Annotated in this window: 15 protein-coding genes; 10 read left to right on the forward strand and 5 right to left on the reverse strand. The window is 45.3% G+C overall.

Annotated features, from left to right (window positions below):
- The first annotated feature begins 78 nt into the window (after positions 1–78).
- From AC04Q4_RS15365 to AC04Q4_RS15375, 3 genes are all read left to right on the forward strand, one after another.
- A complete protein-coding gene (locus AC04Q4_RS15365; RefSeq protein ID WP_173738585.1) occupies positions 79–981 on the forward strand; it encodes an undecaprenyl-diphosphate phosphatase in 903 nt (300 codons plus the stop codon).
- Positions 982–1,005: 24 nt separating this feature from the next.
- On the forward strand, positions 1,006–1,905 hold the full coding sequence (locus AC04Q4_RS15370; protein WP_476389254.1) for an SPOR domain-containing protein: 900 nt from the start codon (positions 1,006–1,008) through the stop codon (positions 1,903–1,905).
- A gap of 71 nt (positions 1,906–1,976) precedes the next feature.
- Positions 1,977–3,563 (forward strand): serine hydrolase, encoded by a 1,587-nt coding sequence (locus AC04Q4_RS15375; RefSeq protein WP_173738587.1) that lies wholly within the window; start codon positions 1,977–1,979, stop codon positions 3,561–3,563.
- Between the two features lie 197 nt (positions 3,564–3,760).
- Here the strand turns inward: AC04Q4_RS15375 and AC04Q4_RS15380 are convergent, their stop codons facing one another.
- Together AC04Q4_RS15380 and AC04Q4_RS15385 are read right to left on the reverse strand one after the other, a co-directional pair.
- Positions 3,761–4,678 (reverse strand): helix-turn-helix transcriptional regulator, encoded by a 918-nt coding sequence (locus AC04Q4_RS15380; protein WP_173738588.1) that lies wholly within the window; start codon positions 4,676–4,678, stop codon positions 3,761–3,763.
- Complete coding sequence (locus AC04Q4_RS15385; RefSeq protein ID WP_118062004.1) at positions 4,671–4,883, reverse strand: TOBE domain-containing protein; 213 nt, start codon at positions 4,881–4,883, stop codon at positions 4,671–4,673. The genes AC04Q4_RS15380 and AC04Q4_RS15385 overlap by 8 nt, the downstream gene beginning before the upstream one ends.
- Positions 4,884–5,067: 184 nt before the next feature.
- On the opposite strand from AC04Q4_RS15385, the gene modA reads away from it, so the two are divergent.
- The 3 genes from modA to AC04Q4_RS15400 are packed head-to-tail and all read left to right on the forward strand — an operon-like array spanning position 5,068 to position 7,774.
- Entirely contained in the window at positions 5,068–6,003 is a 936-nt protein-coding gene (gene modA, locus AC04Q4_RS15390) for a molybdate ABC transporter substrate-binding protein (RefSeq protein WP_173738589.1), read from the forward strand.
- A gap of 26 nt (positions 6,004–6,029) precedes the next feature.
- The gene (gene modB, locus AC04Q4_RS15395) at positions 6,030–6,725 is read left to right on the forward strand and encodes a molybdate ABC transporter permease subunit (protein ID WP_173738590.1); all 696 of its coding nucleotides are present in this window, start codon (positions 6,030–6,032) and stop codon (positions 6,723–6,725) included.
- Positions 6,725–7,774 (forward strand): sulfate/molybdate ABC transporter ATP-binding protein, encoded by a 1,050-nt coding sequence (locus tag AC04Q4_RS15400; RefSeq protein WP_195455922.1) that lies wholly within the window; start codon positions 6,725–6,727, stop codon positions 7,772–7,774. The genes modB and AC04Q4_RS15400 overlap by 1 nt, the downstream gene beginning before the upstream one ends.
- 10 nt (positions 7,775–7,784) lie before the next feature.
- Here the strand turns inward: AC04Q4_RS15400 and AC04Q4_RS15405 are convergent, their stop codons facing one another.
- Both AC04Q4_RS15405 and AC04Q4_RS15410 read right to left on the reverse strand, forming a co-directional pair.
- Entirely contained in the window at positions 7,785–8,870 is a 1,086-nt protein-coding gene (locus tag AC04Q4_RS15405) for a PucR family transcriptional regulator (RefSeq protein WP_173738592.1), read from the reverse strand.
- 101 nt (positions 8,871–8,971) lie between these two features.
- Entirely contained in the window at positions 8,972–10,087 is a 1,116-nt protein-coding gene (locus tag AC04Q4_RS15410; RefSeq protein WP_173738593.1) for an ABC transporter ATP-binding protein, read from the reverse strand.
- A 396-nt stretch (positions 10,088–10,483) separates the two neighbouring features.
- Between AC04Q4_RS15410 and AC04Q4_RS15415 the strand changes: the two genes are divergently transcribed.
- The 3 genes from AC04Q4_RS15415 to AC04Q4_RS15425 all read left to right on the forward strand — a co-directional run bounded on the left by AC04Q4_RS15415 (position 10,484) and on the right by AC04Q4_RS15425 (position 13,577).
- The gene (locus AC04Q4_RS15415; protein WP_173738614.1) at positions 10,484–10,882 is read left to right on the forward strand and encodes a transcriptional repressor; all 399 of its coding nucleotides are present in this window, start codon (positions 10,484–10,486) and stop codon (positions 10,880–10,882) included.
- Between the two features lie 263 nt (positions 10,883–11,145).
- The gene (locus AC04Q4_RS15420) at positions 11,146–11,487 is read left to right on the forward strand and encodes a DUF6110 family protein (RefSeq protein WP_476389255.1); all 342 of its coding nucleotides are present in this window, start codon (positions 11,146–11,148) and stop codon (positions 11,485–11,487) included.
- A 14-nt stretch (positions 11,488–11,501) separates the two neighbouring features.
- Positions 11,502–13,577, forward strand: a complete 2,076-nt coding sequence (locus AC04Q4_RS15425) for a heavy metal translocating P-type ATPase (protein WP_476389256.1) — start codon at positions 11,502–11,504, stop codon at positions 13,575–13,577.
- A gap of 137 nt (positions 13,578–13,714) precedes the next feature.
- On the opposite strand, the gene AC04Q4_RS15430 is transcribed toward AC04Q4_RS15425, so the two are convergent.
- Positions 13,715–14,662, reverse strand: a complete 948-nt coding sequence (locus AC04Q4_RS15430; RefSeq protein ID WP_476389257.1) for a helix-turn-helix domain-containing protein — start codon at positions 14,660–14,662, stop codon at positions 13,715–13,717.
- Between the two features lie 245 nt (positions 14,663–14,907).
- Between AC04Q4_RS15430 and AC04Q4_RS15435 the strand changes: the two genes are divergently transcribed.
- On the forward strand, positions 14,908–17,025 hold the full coding sequence (locus tag AC04Q4_RS15435) for an alpha-galactosidase (protein ID WP_476389258.1): 2,118 nt from the start codon (positions 14,908–14,910) through the stop codon (positions 17,023–17,025).
- The last annotated feature ends 9 nt before the right edge of the window (positions 17,026–17,034 follow it).

Consider the following 17,034-nt stretch of genomic DNA (forward strand, 5'->3'; position numbering starts at 1 on the left):
ATTGCATGTAGCAGAGAGAAATGAGAAGCTTCATTTCATCACGTAAGAAAGAAACGTGCTGCAGAGAAAGGAGTTTGTATGAGCTTTATAGAGTTGCTGAAGGTTATAATTCTTGGTATTGTGGAGGGAATCACAGAGTGGCTTCCCATCAGCAGTACCGGACACATGATCCTGGTAGATGAATTTATCAAGCTGAATGTGTCAGAGGCATTTATGGAATTTTTCCTGGTTGTTATTCAGCTGGGTGCTATCCTGGCTGTTGTTGTCTTGTACTGGAGCAAGCTGTGGCCTTTTTACATAAGGCCGATTCCCAAGCGGACCAGAATAGCACTTCGCAAACAGCCGGCAGTATCCAGAGTAGTACTTACCTTTGTTGAGAAATACTGCGACAAGGAAAAATGGATCCTGTGGTTTAAGATTTTAGTGGCATGTCTGCCGACTATTATCATTGCATTGCCATTTAATGATATTATTGAGAAGAAATTTTATAACTACGTTGTAGTTGCCATTGCATTGATCGTTTATGGTGTGCTCTTTATTGTTATTGAGAATTACAATAAACGCCGCAGACCAACCTGCACAAGACTTGATGATCTTTCCTTTAAGACAGCGTTAATCATCGGATGCTTCCAGGTACTTTCCGTGATCCCGGGAACTTCCCGTTCCGGATCTACTATCATCGGAGGTATTCTTGCAGGAACATCACGTACTGTGGCAGCTGAGTTCACATTTTTCCTGGCAATTCCTGTTATGTTCGGAGCCAGTCTTCTGAAGCTTGTGAAATTCGGTTTTGCATTTACATCCACGGAGTTTGTAATTCTTATTGTAGGAGTTGTGGTATCTTTTGTGGTATCCATCCTTGCAATTAAATTCCTGATGGGGTATATTAAGAAACATGATTTCAAGGTATTCGGATGGTACAGGATCATTCTCGGTATCCTGGTACTTGGATACTTTATTGGAAAAACACTGCTTGCATAAAGTAATATTCAGGAGGTAATTATTATGAAATATAAAAAGATCATGATCGCACTGACCGCTGCTGCAGCACTGACAGTAGCCGGATGCGGCAAGTCCGCATCAACAGACACCGAGGTAACACCGACACCGGTTCCGACAGCAGTTCCTACTGCAGCACCGGCTACAACAAGTCCGCTGCCGACTTCAACACCGGCACCGAAGCTGATCGGCGTGAAGACAAGCACAGCGAAATTTGTATATATTACCAACAGCACGAAAGGTGAGATCCGTGAGATCTATCTCCGTGCAGCCGGTGGAGAGGAATGGGGAAAAAATCTCGTTCCTGCAGAATCAACCATCAAGGATGCAGAGCAGGTACAGATGTATTATACACCGGATTCTGCAACAAATGCAGTCTATGATATGAAGATCGTAGATGGAGACGGAAATGCTTACGAGATCTATACTGTAGAGCTTGGAGACATGGAGAAGGCGAAACTTCTGATCGACAGCGGAGAAGCATATCTTACATACACAAGTCTCAGCGATAAATCAGAGAAGAGCACACTGGGAAATATCCAGACAGATAACAGTGAGACAGACAGCACAGATACCACAGACAGTACAGATACTTCAAGCGTAACAGACACATCCACAGATACAGACAGCACATCTGACAATACAGACTATGATAACAGTGATGGTGGAAGTTATGACGACAACAGTGATGACGGAAGCTATGATAATAGTGAAGACAATAGCGACGACAGCAGTGACAGCAGCGATGATGGAAATTATGATAACAGCGGAAGCGACAGCAGTGATGACGGCAATTATGTAGATGACAGCAACAGCGGAAGCGGCGATGATGTGATCGATGACAGCGGTGATGGCGGTGACGGAGACATTATCTGGGACGATAACGGAGACTGGTCAGAAGAATAACAGGATCATCTGATACGGAGATCTGCACACAGGAGGAAAGCCTGCCGGGATTCCGGCAGGCAGTAAATAAAATGGGGAAAGAAAAAAGGAAGATCAGAATTGCTGCTATTGCATATATGTTTATGTTTGCGGCAATTTTTTGTATTGTTTCAGCGGGAAATATGGTGGAGACTAAAGCAGCGTCCACACAGAAAAAAATCGAATTCCGGGATAAAAGCGGAAGTTATCTCTGCAAGTCCGGTGAGAACTGGTATCTGAGAGATTCAAAGAAGAAAAAACTTACAGGATTACAGTATCTTGCAGTCAACCCCACAGATTTTCTGCATGCCGGTATTTACATATTCGATCAGAACGGCAGGCTGATACGGAAACGTGCAGTTTATCATTTCAGGAAAACTACGGTACAGGGAGTGACATTTGACGGATATTATGTTTCTGACTCAAACGGACGTTTTTCGCCGGGAGAGAAGGGCTTTGTAAAGATCGCAGAGCAGAAGCTGGATGGAAAAATTTTCGGAGGCGTTTACTATGCAGGAGAACGGGGAAAACTCAACTGCCGGGCAGCAGGAATCCGCTATGTAAAAGCCAGAAAGCTTGACGGCCGCACGTTAAAAAGCGGCTACTATTATTTCAGCGGTTATGGAAGAATATGTTTTTACACACATTTCCATAAGATGAACATCACTGTAAACGGAAAGAAATACAACGGTAATTATTATTTTGGCGGTGGAAATGGCCGGCTGACGCAAAAAGCCGGGTGGATTACTTACAGAAGTCGGAAATATTATGTGGATAAAACCGGAAAAATGGAAGTCAGCTGCTGGAAAGACGGATATTATCTGAAATCCAACGGAACCATAGCCAAAAACATGAAAACACCCGATGGAAAATATGTAGACTATCAGGGAAAGAAAAGCACAAAATCAGAATATGCGCTCAGTGAATTTAAAGCTCAGCTTAAGAATTACACATCTGGTTACGGCGGAAACTGGTCAGTCTATGTAAAAGATTTAAAGACAGGAAATGTGATCAATCTTAATGACCAGGCTATGTATCCGGCCAGTACCATCAAGGCTTTTGTAATGGCCTCAACCTACGATCAGATCAAGAGCGGAAAGCTAAAGAAGACATCTAATATAAACAGTTTGCTGTGGAATATGATCACAGTCAGTGATAATGAATGTTATAACGAGTTGGTAAGAAGGCAAGGTGGCGGCAGTTTTGTAAAAGGTGCTGCGACAGTCAATAAGTATCTGAAAAAGAATGGATACACAAATACAGGATGTCATTGTACTCTTCATCCGTCAAGTTCCTATATCACAAGTGACGGAAAGAGAAACCAGGCGTCTGCCAAAGACTGCGGAAAACTTCTGGAAAATATCTATCGTGGAACCTGTGTATCAAAACAGTATTCTAAAGAAATGCTGAATCTGCTCAAGAACCAGCAGGTCAGATATAAGATCCCGGCCGGCCTTCCAGCAGGTATAGTATGTGCCAACAAGACCGGTGAGACAAGCTCCGTACAGCACGATATTGCCATTATTTATGGAAAAAAGACGACTTATGTGCTGTGTGTATTTTCAAGCGGAGCATCCGAAGGCCATCTTCAGTATGGAATCCGGAGGATATCTTCCATGGTATACAACTATCTGAACTGATATTTAACCGAATCAAGTAAGTCCCCTGCTTCAATTGCGAGGAGCAATAAGCAGTGGGTGGGACTAACTTGTATCAGGAGGGGTACAAGCCCCTCCTGATAAACTGCGGAGCAGTTATTCGGTTATGAGCAAGTAGCGAAAGCGGATTGCGAATATCCGATTGACACAAAGACTTACATACAGGAGAAGCTGCACATTCAGAAATGTGCAGCTTCTCCTGTATGTGAGGTATCATATCCTGTCTGTAGAGATAGAGCCTGTCGGAAAGATTCGGAGGATAAGGCGTTGACTACAGCCTGGAAACCAGGACTGCTGAAGCTGGAAGATGCCATCACAAGATACATGGTTTCTGTTCCAAGAGGAAGAAATTCCAAATCTGTAAAGGTTCTGGCAGTATAAGCTTCGCCCAGAGCGATATCTGCCTGTCCGCCTGCAACAGCGGCAGCAGTGGAGCTGTCAGAAACCAGCTCATTGCGGTATCCGGATATGTTTTCCGGAGAAATCCCAAGCTTATTTAGCTGGCGGTCCAGATAAACTCTGCGGCTGCTGCCCTTTTCACGGTTGGCAAAAATAATATCTGCGCGCTGCAGATCAGGAAATCCCTGAATATTCCGGGGGTTTCCTTTTTTTATATAAAAACCGATCTCGTAGCTGTAGAAATGAAGAACAGTAAGCGGAATTCCGGGAACAAGGCTCTGGATATCTTCAAAAGAAGCCGCTGCACAGGCAATGTGGACCTTTTCAAAATAGAGGGAGTAAAGTCCGTTGTAGGTGTTCAGATGAGACTGAAGTACCGGAAGGCTTCCGGGCTGTGCAGGCAGCTGGTTTAAAAGCAGATCCAGCGCAGGAGAAGACTGCCCGCTGATGATCAGTCCGCTGGAATGGAGCAGGTAATCTCTTTTCAGAAGAGAACTTTCCGGCTGATAGTCATGGATCTGTGAAATACTGGACTGCACTGTACTGTCCAGATACGCTTTCAGTTGTTCTTCACTGACACGCAGCTGTTTGCCGATTTTTGAAGAGGAAAGTTCTCCACGTTTGATCAGCTCGTAGACAGTAGTTTTTTTGATCTTTAATTTATCTGCGACTTCCTGTGCTGTATAAAATTTATTCATCGATTCCCACCATAACGCTTGTGGCCTTGATCACAGCATAGGCATCAGAGCCAACTTTCAGTCCCAGTTCCTCCACAGCTGCGCAGGAGATGGTTGCAGTGATGATGTTTCCACCTCCGATATCAATAGAGACGATGGAGTTTACAGCTCCCTTGTTGATGTTGATAACTTTTCCTTTTAACTGATTACGTGCACTGAGTTTCATAAATATCTTCTCCTTGTTCTTTATTTTGATCGTTGAGGGTAAAGCTTTTTTTCATGATAGCATGGGCGGTGGAAAACAGCAATGCCTTATGGCTTGACAAGAAATTTTTATTTCGGTAAAATTAGACGAAATCATTCAAAACAGAATGAAACCGAACGAAACAAAACAAAAGAGGAAGAAAAAGATGAAGAAAAAAATCTTAGCAGCCATTACAGCAGGAGTTTTAACCACTGGTCTTATGACCGGAACTGTGTTCGCAGCAGACACAGAAGTGCAGGGTGACAAGGAACTGAAAGGTGACAAGGAACTGAAAGGTGAGGTTTACGCATTTATCGCAGCCAGCCTCAGCAACTCCATGGAAGAGATCCAGAAGGATTTCAATGAACTTTACCCGAACGTAACCATTTACTACAGCGCAGACAGCTCAGGTACACTGCAGACTCAGATCGAGGAAGGAGCACGTTGTGATCTTTTCTTCTCAGCAGCAGACAAGCAGATGGATGCTCTTACCGAAGAGAAGCTGACAAAAGAGGATACCGTCGCAGACCTTCTTGAGAATAAAGTTGTTCTGATTAAACCGACAGACGGTGAGACTAAGGTAACAGGTTTTGAGAATGTGACAGATGCAGAGAATATGGCACTTGCAGGAGAGGATGTTCCGGTTGGACAGTACTCCCGTGAGATTTTTACAAACCTTGGGATCATGGACAAGGTCAATGAGATGGAGATCAACGAGTGCAAGAATGTAACAGATGTTCTGGCAGCAGTCAGTGAGGGAAGTAATGAAATAGGTGTTGTATATGCCACAGATGCGGCATCAGTTGCTGATAAGGTAGAGATTCTTGCAGAGGCACCGGCAGACAGCCTTCAGACACCGGTACTTTATCCGGTAGGACTGATCGAGGATAAAGAGGCTTCTGAGGATGACACCAAGGCAGCAGAGGCATTCCTTGACTATGTAGAGTCTGATGCAGCGATCAAGGTATTTGAAGACTATGGATTTACTGCGTATGAGGCTGATGACACAGATAAAGATGCTGACGAGTCTGCTTCTCAGGATACAGACAGCACAGAAGCAGATAAGGACAGTGCAGATTCTGCAGACAGCACATCTAAATAATGATCCGCGCAGGACTGGGATAAAATATGGCAGAGTTTTTAAAAGAAATAAACTGGAGTCCACTCTGGATCTCCTTAAAAACAGGGCTGGTTGCCACAGTGATCGCTTTTTTTCTGGGAGTATTCTGCGCCAGAAAGATCATGAAGCTCCGTCCGGGTGCGAAAGCAGTACTGGATGGGATCCTAACACTTCCTCTTGTACTGCCGCCGACTGTAGCAGGCTTCTTCCTGCTTCTGATCTTCAGTCTCAAGAGACCTCTTGGAAGCTTTCTCCTTGAGAATTTTGATATCAAGATCGTGCAGACCTGGAAAGGTTGTGTGGTAGCGGCAGCTGTGATCGCATTTCCGTTAATGTACAGAAATGCAAGAGCAGCTTTTGAGCAGGTGGACATAAATCTGATCTATGCAGGACAGACTCTTGGAATGAGTGATAATAAGATTTTCTGGCGGGTGGTAATGCCTGCAGCAGGACCTGGAATCGCATCAGGAACGGTGCTGGCCTTTGCACGTGCTATTGGTGAGTACGGAGCAACCTCCATGCTTGCGGGAAACATTCTGGGAAAAACGAGAACAGTTTCCGTTGCAATTGCGACAGAAACAGCAGCTGGGAACTATGGAACAGCAGGCTTTTGGGTAGTTGTGATCGTGCTGATATCTTTTGCGATCGTGGCATTGATCAATATCGTATCCGGAAGAGGAATGAAGACAAGAAGGTGGATCTGATGGCAGTCAGCATAAATATCGAAAAAAATTTCCGGGATTTTTCCCTGAAAGTAAAATTTGAGGGCAGCTCGGCAGCCATCGGGCTACTTGGCGCATCCGGCAGTGGCAAAAGCATGACTCTTCGCTGTATTGCGGGAATTGAGACACCGGATAAGGGAAAGATCGTCATTAACGGAAAAACGGTCTTTGATTCTGAGGCAGGTATTGATTTGAAGCCGCAGAAGAGGCGAATCGGCTATCTCTTTCAGAATTATGCACTTTTTCCCACAATGACTGTGGAACAGAATATCAGCTGCGGTTATCGCGGTGGAAAAGCTTCCATCCGGGAGGAAGTGGCAGACCTGATCCGGCGGTATCACCTGGAAGGCCTTGAAAAGCGGTATCCTTCCCAGCTTTCCGGTGGACAGCAGCAGAGAGTGGCACTGGCCAGAATGATGATCGGTGAACCGGAAGCTATTCTCCTGGATGAGCCCTTTTCCGCGCTGGACGGATATCTGAAAGATGTGCTACAGAGAGAAATGCAGGATTTTCTCCAGGATTACAAGGGCGATATGATCCTTGTAACCCACAGCAGAGATGAGGCGTACAAATTCTGCAAAGAACTTTCCATTGTGGACAAGGGCCGTATTCTTGTGACAGGCGAGACAAAGAGCATTTTTGAACAGCCGGGACTGATGGAGGCGGCCAGACTGACAGGCTGCAAGAATTATTCCTCCATAAAGAAGCTTGGAGAGTATGAGATTTTTGCAGAGGACTGGAAACTGAAGCTTCATACAGCAGAGAAGGTGGGAGAGGACATTACCCATGTGGGAATCCGTGGTCACTGGCTCCGTCCGGCATCAGAACCTGGTGAGAACTGCATGCCGGTACAGGTGAGCGAGTACATGGAGACAACATTTGAGCATCAGTACATGATAGCCAATAAAGAAGAGAAAGCTTCCGAAGGTTTGTGGTGGATGCGTCCTAAGAACAGCTTTACCGAAGATCCGGATCAGGATCTTCCGGAATATCTGTATCTTCCGCCGGAGCATCTGATGCTGCTGAAGTAAGGAACAGTCATTATTTGCCGTGATTTCTGGAATATGTAATATAATCCGACACCATCATAGCCAGCTTAAAGGCCAGGGCATCCTCAAAAGTACGGACATCCAGTCCAAAACGTTTCTGAAGCTTTTCAAAACGGTACACCAGTGTATTTCTGTGTACATATAGCTGTCTGGAAGTCTCAGAGAGGTTCAGGTTATTCTCAAAGAAGGTTCGGATAATATTCAAAGTTTCGTCATCAATGGACTCCAGGGATTCATCTCCGAAAATCTCGTTTACAAACATCTCGCAGACCTGTGTGGGTAGCTGATAGATCAGGCGGCCGATACCAAGCTGATTGTATCCGAAGACGTTTTTTTCTGCATAAAAGATCTTTCCTACTTCCAGGGCTGTACGAGCTTCCTTGTAAGCATCAGAAAGTTCCATGATATCATCTGCAACATTGCTGTAGGAAACCCAGGCGGAGGTCATAGCCTCTGTGTTCAGCATATCCACCAGCATGCAGGCAATGCCGTCCAGTTCCTCGTAGCTCTCAGTGTTCTGCAGCTCGCGGACAACGATAATGCCGGAGTCATCCAGGGCTGTGATAAAATCCCGGGTGCGGGCGGAAAAAATGTTTCGGATAGTGGCCAGTGCACTTTCATCCTTATGCTGCTTGGTCTCAACCAGGAATACTGCACGCCGGACAGAAGGGGAAATATGCAGCTTGGCAGCTTTATTGAAAGCCTCCACCTGGGAATACCGGTCAAGAAGAAGATTCTGCATAAAAGAATTCTTGTCTGTTTTTTCAGCGTAGGCAGAGAGAAGGCTCTCAATCTGGCAGACTGCAAGCTCTCCAATAGTAGAAGCAGAATCGCCGGAACCCCATACGATCAGCAGCATATCGCCGGAGCCATTATCAAGTTTATAGAGACTGCAGGAGCGGTTGGAGACGCAGAGGGCTGCGTCTTCCCGGAACTGAGTCAGTTTTTCTACAGAAGGAAGTTTCTTATCACAGGTGGTAATGTAAATCTGGTTGTTCTCATCCAGGATACAGAAATCCAGGCCACTGATCCGGTTCCAGTCTTCCAGAGATTTTTGAAGTGTTTGCTGTATTTTCATAAAATCAGGATCCTTTCTCAAGTAAAACTTTTTAGCAAAAAAGAAACCCCGGGAAATCATATCCCCCGGGGTTAAATTCAGTTTTTATAATTCTGTGAGAATTAGTTTGTGATTGTGAGCTCTGTCTCTTTGTCGAAGAAGTGAGCTTTCTCCATATCGAATGCGAATCTGATCGGATCGCCGGTCTTAGCTGTTGTACGAGGATCAACTCGTGCTGTGATCTGAGTTCCGTCAACATCAAAGTACAGGAATACTTCGGCACCAAGAAGCTCGTAAACTTTAACTACTGAGTTCATTGGTTTGCTTGGAGATGTCTCAAGGAACATCTGAGAATCATGGATATCCTCAGGACGGATACCAAGAACAACTTTCTTTCCGATGTAGCCTTTGTCTTTAAGAACTTTAGCCTTGGCAGCAGGAACGATAACTTCATGCTCGTTACCGATTGTAGCAACTGTGTTGCCGCCTTTTTCGGAGATAACGCAGTCAAGGAAGTTCATCTGCGGAGATCCCATGAATCCTGCAACGAAAAGGTTGCCCGGTTTCTGATACAGGTTCTGTGGTGTATCAACCTGCTGAACGATACCGTCTTTCATAACAACGATTCTGGTACCAAGTGTCATAGCCTCTGTCTGGTCATGTGTTACATAGATGATTGTAGCACCCAGTCTCTGATGGATCTTGGAGATCTCGATACGCATCTGTACACGAAGTTTAGCATCCAGGTTGGAAAGAGGCTCATCCATAAGGAATACCTTAGGATTACGTACGATAGCACGTCCCATAGCAACTCGCTGTCTCTGACCACCGGAAAGAGCCTTCGGTTTACGATCAAGAAGCTTGTCAAGGTCAAGGATTCTTGCTGCTTCACGAACAGCTTTATCGATCTGATCCTTCGGAACTTTACGAAGCTTAAGTCCGAATGCCATGTTATCATATACTGTCATATGAGGATACAGAGCGTAGTTCTGGAATACCATTGCGATATCACGGTCTTTAGGCTCTACATCATTCATAACCTTGTCACCGATCTTCAGTGTACCACCGCTGATCTCCTCAAGACCTGCGATCATACGAAGTGTTGTAGATTTACCACATCCGGACGGTCCTACGAAAATGATGAATTCTTTATCTTCGATCTCCAGGTTGAAATCTTTAACAGCCTGGAAGCCGTTCGGATAAGTTTTATTAATGTGAGATAATGATAAACTTGCCATTGTTGTTTCCCTCCAAAATTAATATATTGTTTTTACGTAATTTCCTTTGCTGGTTAACAGTATATCGAAAATGGAGAAAAAGAGCTAGAGCTGAATCGTACAAAGTTTCCGGCAGTTTCTTGTCATTCTGACGAAAAAACGAGAGGGGATTTTTCGTCATTTTGTCAAAACGACGGTTTCGTATGGACATGTTCACCAAATAGTATACCGTATTACGGCGAAATCCTCAATATCTGAAAAAAAATCCAAAAGAGTTATTTACAGCTAACTGAAGTTGAGGTATACTAACTTAATAGGGAAAAGAAAAGTTCTCTCAATAATAAAGGAGGGTTCAGATTGCAGAATACAGAAGCTGAGAAAGATGAGAAGAGAACAGGATGTTACCGACACACACAGATGCAGAAGGATCTTATTATAGAGAAGCTGAAGGAACGGGGGCTGCGTATTACCAGACAGAGGATGATCCTTCTGGACATTATCCTGGAGGGGGAGTGCTCCTGCTGTAAGGAAATCTACTACAGAGCCTTTGCCCTGGATCAGAAGATCGGCGTGGCAACTGTATACCGTATGATCAATACGTTAGAGTCCATAGGGGCTATCAGCAGAAAGAACATGTACCGTGTGGCCTGCAGCACAAAAGGAGCCTGCACAGTGGAGCTGGATGATGATACGATCTGCCATTTGTCCGGGCAGAAGCTTAACGAGGTGATCCTGGCCGGACTGAAAGCTTGCGGAGATATCACAGGGCAGAATATCAGAACACTTGCCCTGCTTCCGGTACATAAGATCGGATAGAAATACTGTCACCGGAAACATAGTATAACTATATAATAGGTAAGAACAGTTTGGAAAGACTAAAAATTAGTTCCAAACAACTGTTAGTAAAAAACAACTGTTAGAAGAAAATAACTGAAAATTTATCAAATTGTTTTAAATTCACACAAAAAAACACTGGACTTTTTTTTAAAAGTGCCATATAATGATAAAAATATCGGGGCAGATTTAAGAAGAGCTCCCGGAAAACAGTAAAGAAATAATCATATCAGGAGGAGATTATTATGGCAGACTTCAAATTTAAAAAATCAGGACTTTTTGCAGCAGGTGTTCTTTTCGGAACAGCAGGAATCAAGATCCTTACAAGCAAGGATGCGAAGATGCTTTACACAGGATGTACAGCAGCCGTTTTAAGAGCTAAAGACTGCATCATGAAGACAGCTACAAACCTTCAGGAGAACGCTGAAGATATTTATGCTGAGGCTAAGGAAATCAATGAGGAGAGAGCAGTAGCGGAAGAGGCTGTAGAAGATGTTGAGACAGCAGAAGAGCCTGCAGGTGAGGATGCTTTCAAAGAGACAGAAGAAGAGGCAACAGAAGAAGCAGCAGAAGAGAAAGCTGAGTAAAGAGGCGATTTTCCGTGAAATTTTTTATCAGACATGAGACAAGAGGCAGGATTCGTATCCATCTTGATCAGAAGAGAATGAGCTATGAGCAGGCAGATACACTGGCATATTACCTTGAGAACCTTAACGGAGTGGTTACTGCCAAGGTATATGAGAGAACCTGTGATGCAGTAGTATGCTATCAGGGGAGCAGAGCGGAGATCATTTCCGGTATCCGGGCGTTCCATTATCAGGATGTGGAAGTTCCGTCACAGGTACTGCAGAGCTCAGGAAGAGCCCTGAATTCAGAATATCAGGAGAAACTGATATCCAAGGTGATCTGTCATTATGGAAGAAAGCTTTTTCTGCCATATCCGCTGAATGCGATCTATACAACAGCTACTTCCCTGAAATATATCTGGAAGGGTATTGATACACTTCTTCACCGCAAGATCGAGGTGCCGGTTCTGGATGCAACTGCTATCGGCGTATCTGTATTCCGTCAGGACTTTGGTACAGCAGGCTCTATTATGTTCCTGCTTGGAATCGGAGAGCTTCTGGAGGAATGGACACATAAGAAATCCGTTGGCGATCTTGCCAGAACCATGTCCCTGAACGTGGGCAAGGTATGGCTTAAGAAGGATGAGCAGGAGATCCTGGTAGAGTCCGGAGAGATCCAGCCGGGAGATGAAGTAGTAGTAAGAATGGGTACCGTTATCCCGTTTGACGGAATTGTTACAGATGGAGAGGCTATGGTTAACCAGGCATCTCTTACAGGAGAGTCTGTACCTGTATGCAAGAAGCCGGACAGCGTAGCTTATGCAGGCACTGTTGTTGAGGAAGGCGAGATCACGATCCGTGTGAAGACAGTAGGCGGTTCCAGCCGTTACGATAAGATCGTTACCATGATCGAGGAATCAGAGAAGCTGAAATCTTCCCTTGAAGGCAAAGCAGAGCATCTGGCAGACAAGCTGGTACCGTATACACTTGGCGGAACAGCACTTACATATCTCCTCACCAGAAATGCTACCAAGGCACTTGCAATCCTCATGGTAGATTTTTCGTGTGCTCTGAAGCTTGCAATGCCGATCTCCGTACTGTCCGCGATCCGTGAGGCTGGTACACATAAGGTAACAGTTAAGGGCGGTAAATATCTGGAGGCTATTGCTGAGGCAGATACTATTGTATTTGATAAAACAGGAACACTGACCAAGGCGAAACCGACAGTTGTGGATGTGGTATCATTTGAGGAGAACAATCCGGATGAGATGCTTCGTATCGCAGCATGTATGGAGGAACATTTCCCCCACTCCATGGCTAAGGCCGTTGTCAGCGCAGCCAGGAAGAAACAGCTGGCCCACGAGGAGATGCACTCCAAGGTTGAATATATCGTAGCACACGGCATTTCCACAACAATTGAAGATCATAAAGCTGTGATCGGAAGTTACCACTTCGTATTTGAAGATGAGAAGTGTGTAATTCCGGAGGATGGACAGGCGAAATTCGATAATATTCCGGAGGAGTATTCCCACCTTTATCTTGCAATCGATGGACGCCTTGCAGCCGTGATCTGCATCGAGGATCCGCTCCGTGAGGAAGCGAAGGCTTCTGTTGATGCATTGCGCGCAGCAGGAATCTCCAAGATCGTTATGATGACAGGTGACAGCGAGCGTACAGCAGCAGCCATTGCCAGACGTGTAGGCGTGGATGAATATTATTCCGAGGTACTTCCGGAAGACAAGGCTAACTTCATTGAGAAAGAGAAGGCAGCCGGAAGAAAGGTTATTATGGTAGGTGACGGAATTAACGATTCACCGGCACTTTCCGCGGCCAATGTTGGTATTGCCATCAGTGACGGAGCAGAAATCGCACGTGAGATCGCAGATATTACAGTAGGCGCAGATGATCTTCAGGAGCTTGTAGTACTCAAGGAAATCAGCAATGCTTTGATGAAACGCATCAGACGTAACTACCGTTTCATCGTTACTTTTAACGCAGGTCTGATCGCCTGCGGTGTTGCGGGAATTCTGCAGCCGACTACATCCGCACTTCTGCACAATACCTCCACACTGGCGATCAGTCTGAAGAGTATGCAGAATCTGCTTCCATAGAAGAGTTTTTCAAAATAATATAAAAAGCCGGCCAGGTTATCGAAGAGATAAGAGCTTCGTGCCTGGTCTCTTTTTTTCCGGCTGATCAGACGTGGATCGCAGATATCAGCCGGAAGGTGTATTGAAGATGGTAAGTTTTATTTCTGAGGAAAGGGTTCGCTTTCCAGCTTCAGTCCATCGGCCATATGGTACCGCTTCTTTTTTGTATCTGACTGAAGCGGTCGTGTATGGAGACTTCGGTACCGGGAAGGGCTCATATGATAAAATTTTTCGAAGGTATGTGCAAAATGCTGCCGGCTGTTGTATCCGGAAGAAAAGGCAATATCCGTAATGTGCAGAGTACTATTGCACAGAAGAAAGACTGCTTGTTCCATACGCTTGCGGTTAATATAAGTATTGATGGTGCAGCCGTTTTTTTCTGTAAAGAGTGCCTGCAGATAGGATTTGTTGATCCCTGCATATGCGGAGATGGCAGGAATATCAATATCTTCCAGATAATGCTCATCAATGTAGCGGAGTGCTTTTTTCAGATGGACGATTCCCTGGGCACTCCGGCTGGAGCGGGCGCAGAATGCAAGCTCTGTAAGCATTCGGCTGAAAAGAAGAAAGAAGAGAAATTCTTCCTCATTTATCTGACCGGAGCTGTGATGCAGAAAGGTGAGCAGATCCTTCAGACTGTATCCTAAGCTTCGGGAATCCGTGCCGGAGCAGAAGCCCTGGGAGGAATCCATAAAATTCCAGAACCGGGAAAATCCGGGATCCTTTTTTACAAGAAGCTCTGGAGAAACCGGGCTTTTTTCGGAAGTAAGGGAAAATTCCAGATTCAGGATCGAGCATGGAAAACCATCCGGGATCTCCAGCCTGTGAGGTACATCCGGCCGGATAAAGATAAACTGTCCGGATTTCAGCGGGAATTCTGTATCCTGTGTGCCATTCAGGCAGAAAACCCGGCAGGAACCGGAGGTGATATACATGATCTCATAGCTGGAATGGGTGTGATGCTCCATATGATAATAAGGCAGGGAGAGAGCGTAAAAAGCAGAAACATGGAAATACCGGGAAGAGTCCTGAAAAATATCTGGCATGAAAAACCTCCTGAATATGTTGCGAAGCGGAATGTGAACGTATGAACTGAAAAGTGCGAGTTAAGCAGATATTCGCAATCCACATTGGCTGCAATGTCTGTTTTATAGTCTGAAAACAGTATATCATGTAAAAATAAATACGACAATATATTGCATTTTTACATTCAGGGGATGATACCTGTCACCTTATAAAAAAACAGATGCTATACTGTGAGCAGGATTAGAAAAGCGGGAGGATACTTTATATGAGTTGTAAAAATAGAGAAATGGAAACGATCGAATTACATGAAAACGGCCTGGATATCCAGTTCCGTATCAGAGAAAACGGTGTGGTAGAGCTGGCAGATTTTTCTTCACAGGAAGTAAAAAAAACAGTTATGGAGCCGAAGGAGGATATCTGTTATCCGGCTGTTGAGATCCACAGAAGCGGTACAGGCAGCCTGAATATGCATGCCTACAAAAACAACATCAATCAGTCCTCTGTGGATTTTGTTTATGAGAACCATGAGCTGAAGGCACAGGACGGCGGAAAAGAGCTGGAGATCGTAATGGTTTCCCCGGAAAAGCTGAAAGCAGTATATCATATGCGCCTGTTTGACGGAGTGCCGGCAGTACAGACCTGGACAGAGATCATCAACGAGGGAAGCGAGGATCAGGGGCTGACCTATGTTTCTTCTTTTATGTATCAGGGGATTTCCAGAGGTGGCAAGAAGCCTTATTATAAAAAAACAGATATCTATGTGCCGTTTAACAGCTGGTGCTGTGAGGCTCAGTGGCAGAAATACGATGCAGAAACACTGAATTTAAACGGCATGGTCGTAGATGGCTTCAATCATCAGGGATATGGCCTGAACCGCTATTGCTACAGCGGAAAGGGCACCTGGTCTACCTGTGAGTATCTTCCCATGGGAATTGCAGAGGACAGAGAAACAGGGGAGACATATATTTTCCAGATTGAAAGCTCAGGACAGTGGCTGGCAGAATACGGCTCTGCACAGGGCGGAAATCTGTATCTTGCCTTAAGCGGCGCCACAGAGCAGGAGCACGGCTGGTATAAGAATCTGAAACCGGGAGAAAGCTTCACAACCGTTCCGGCAGGGGCAGCTGTTGTAAAAGGTGGCCTGAATCCGGCAGCAGCGGCACTGACCAGATATCGGAGAAAAGTACGCAGACCAAATACGGACGATGAGAAACTGAACGTGGTATTTAATGATTACATGAACTGCCTGATGGGAGACCCTACAACTGAGCGGGAGCTTTCCATTATTGACAAGGCAGCAGAGCTCGGATGTGAATATTACTGTCTGGATGCGGGATGGTATGATGACGGATTCTGGTGGGACCGTGTCGGGGAATGGAAAGAAGCATCCGGAAGATTCCCGAATGGTCTGAAAGAAGTCTGCGATTATGCACACAGTAAAGGCCTGAAAATGGGACTCTGGCTGGAAATCGAGGTTATGGGAGTTGCATGCAAGCTGGCAAACAAGCTTCCTGATGACTGGTTTGTCTGCCGCCATGGAAAACGCCACATTGACAATAAACGCTATATGCTGGATTTCCGCAATCCGGAGGTACGGAAATACTGCCGTGATGTAGTAGACAGGCTGATCAATGATTACGGCGTAGAGTACTTTAAAGTGGACTATAACGTAACCATGGGATACGGAAGTGACCTGAACAGTGACAGCTGTGCAGATGCCATCCGTGAGCATTATGAATGCCTTCACCGGTGGTATGAGGAGATTTTCCGGGATTATCCGGAGCTTGTTGTGGAGAATTGCGGTTCCGGAGGACAGCGTATGGATTATGGTATGCTGAAGATCTTAAGCCTGCAGTCTACCAGTGATCAGACGGATTACCTCTACAATGCCAATATCGCTGCCAACGTGGCCAGTGCGGTAACTCCGGAGCAGGGAGGTATGTGGGTATATCCGTATGAGGATGAAGAAGAGCATGTGATCTACAATGTAGTAAATGGTATGCTTCTCCGCCCATATATCAGCGGTATGGTATGGAAGCTGGGAGAAAATTCCATGAACCGTATGAAGGAGGGAATCTCCCTGTATAAGGAGATCCGAGAGGAAGTCTGTGACGGCGTGCCGTTTTTCCCACTTGGTTTTGGAACTCTGAAATCTGAAGTTCTTGCTTACGGAGTGAAAGCAGAGAAGAATACCTATCTTTCTGTATGGACACCAGGAACAACAGAAGCAGTGATCCCTCTGGAAAATGCAGATCAGATCCGCAGAGTATCTGTGATCTATCCGAAGGAAGAGATGTGCGAATATAAGATCGAAAACGGAAATCTTGTAGTGAAGATGCCTCTGGAAAAAGCAGCCAGACTGTTTAGGATCGAGATGAAATAGGAATGCAGA

The organism is Blautia sp. HA8986, assembly GCF_056504635.1.

Excerpts from the sequence above, each read along its gene's own strand:
- AC04Q4_RS15435 (WP_476389258.1), top strand. The coding sequence starts at position 14,908 with ATGAGTTGTAAAAATAGAGAAATGGAAACGATCGAATTACATGAAAAC.
- AC04Q4_RS15375 (WP_173738587.1), top strand. The coding sequence starts at position 1,977 with ATGGGGAAAGAAAAAAGGAAGATCAGAATTGCTGCTATTGCATATATG.
- modB (WP_173738590.1), top strand. The coding sequence starts at position 6,030 with ATGGCAGAGTTTTTAAAAGAAATAAACTGGAGTCCACTCTGGATCTCC.
- AC04Q4_RS15430 (WP_476389257.1), bottom strand. The coding sequence starts at position 14,662 with ATGCCAGATATTTTTCAGGACTCTTCCCGGTATTTCCATGTTTCTGCT.
- AC04Q4_RS15400 (WP_195455922.1), top strand. The coding sequence starts at position 6,725 with ATGGCAGTCAGCATAAATATCGAAAAAAATTTCCGGGATTTTTCCCTG.
- AC04Q4_RS15370 (WP_476389254.1), top strand. The coding sequence starts at position 1,006 with ATGAAATATAAAAAGATCATGATCGCACTGACCGCTGCTGCAGCACTG.
- AC04Q4_RS15365 (WP_173738585.1), top strand. The coding sequence starts at position 79 with ATGAGCTTTATAGAGTTGCTGAAGGTTATAATTCTTGGTATTGTGGAG.
- AC04Q4_RS15420 (WP_476389255.1), top strand. The coding sequence starts at position 11,146 with ATGGCAGACTTCAAATTTAAAAAATCAGGACTTTTTGCAGCAGGTGTT.
- modA (WP_173738589.1), top strand. The coding sequence starts at position 5,068 with ATGAAGAAAAAAATCTTAGCAGCCATTACAGCAGGAGTTTTAACCACT.
- AC04Q4_RS15415 (WP_173738614.1), top strand. The coding sequence starts at position 10,484 with ATGCAGAAGGATCTTATTATAGAGAAGCTGAAGGAACGGGGGCTGCGT.
- AC04Q4_RS15380 (WP_173738588.1), bottom strand. The coding sequence starts at position 4,678 with ATGAATAAATTTTATACAGCACAGGAAGTCGCAGATAAATTAAAGATC.
- AC04Q4_RS15405 (WP_173738592.1), bottom strand. The coding sequence starts at position 8,870 with ATGAAAATACAGCAAACACTTCAAAAATCTCTGGAAGACTGGAACCGG.
- AC04Q4_RS15410 (WP_173738593.1), bottom strand. The coding sequence starts at position 10,087 with ATGGCAAGTTTATCATTATCTCACATTAATAAAACTTATCCGAACGGC.
- AC04Q4_RS15385 (WP_118062004.1), bottom strand. The coding sequence starts at position 4,883 with ATGAAACTCAGTGCACGTAATCAGTTAAAAGGAAAAGTTATCAACATC.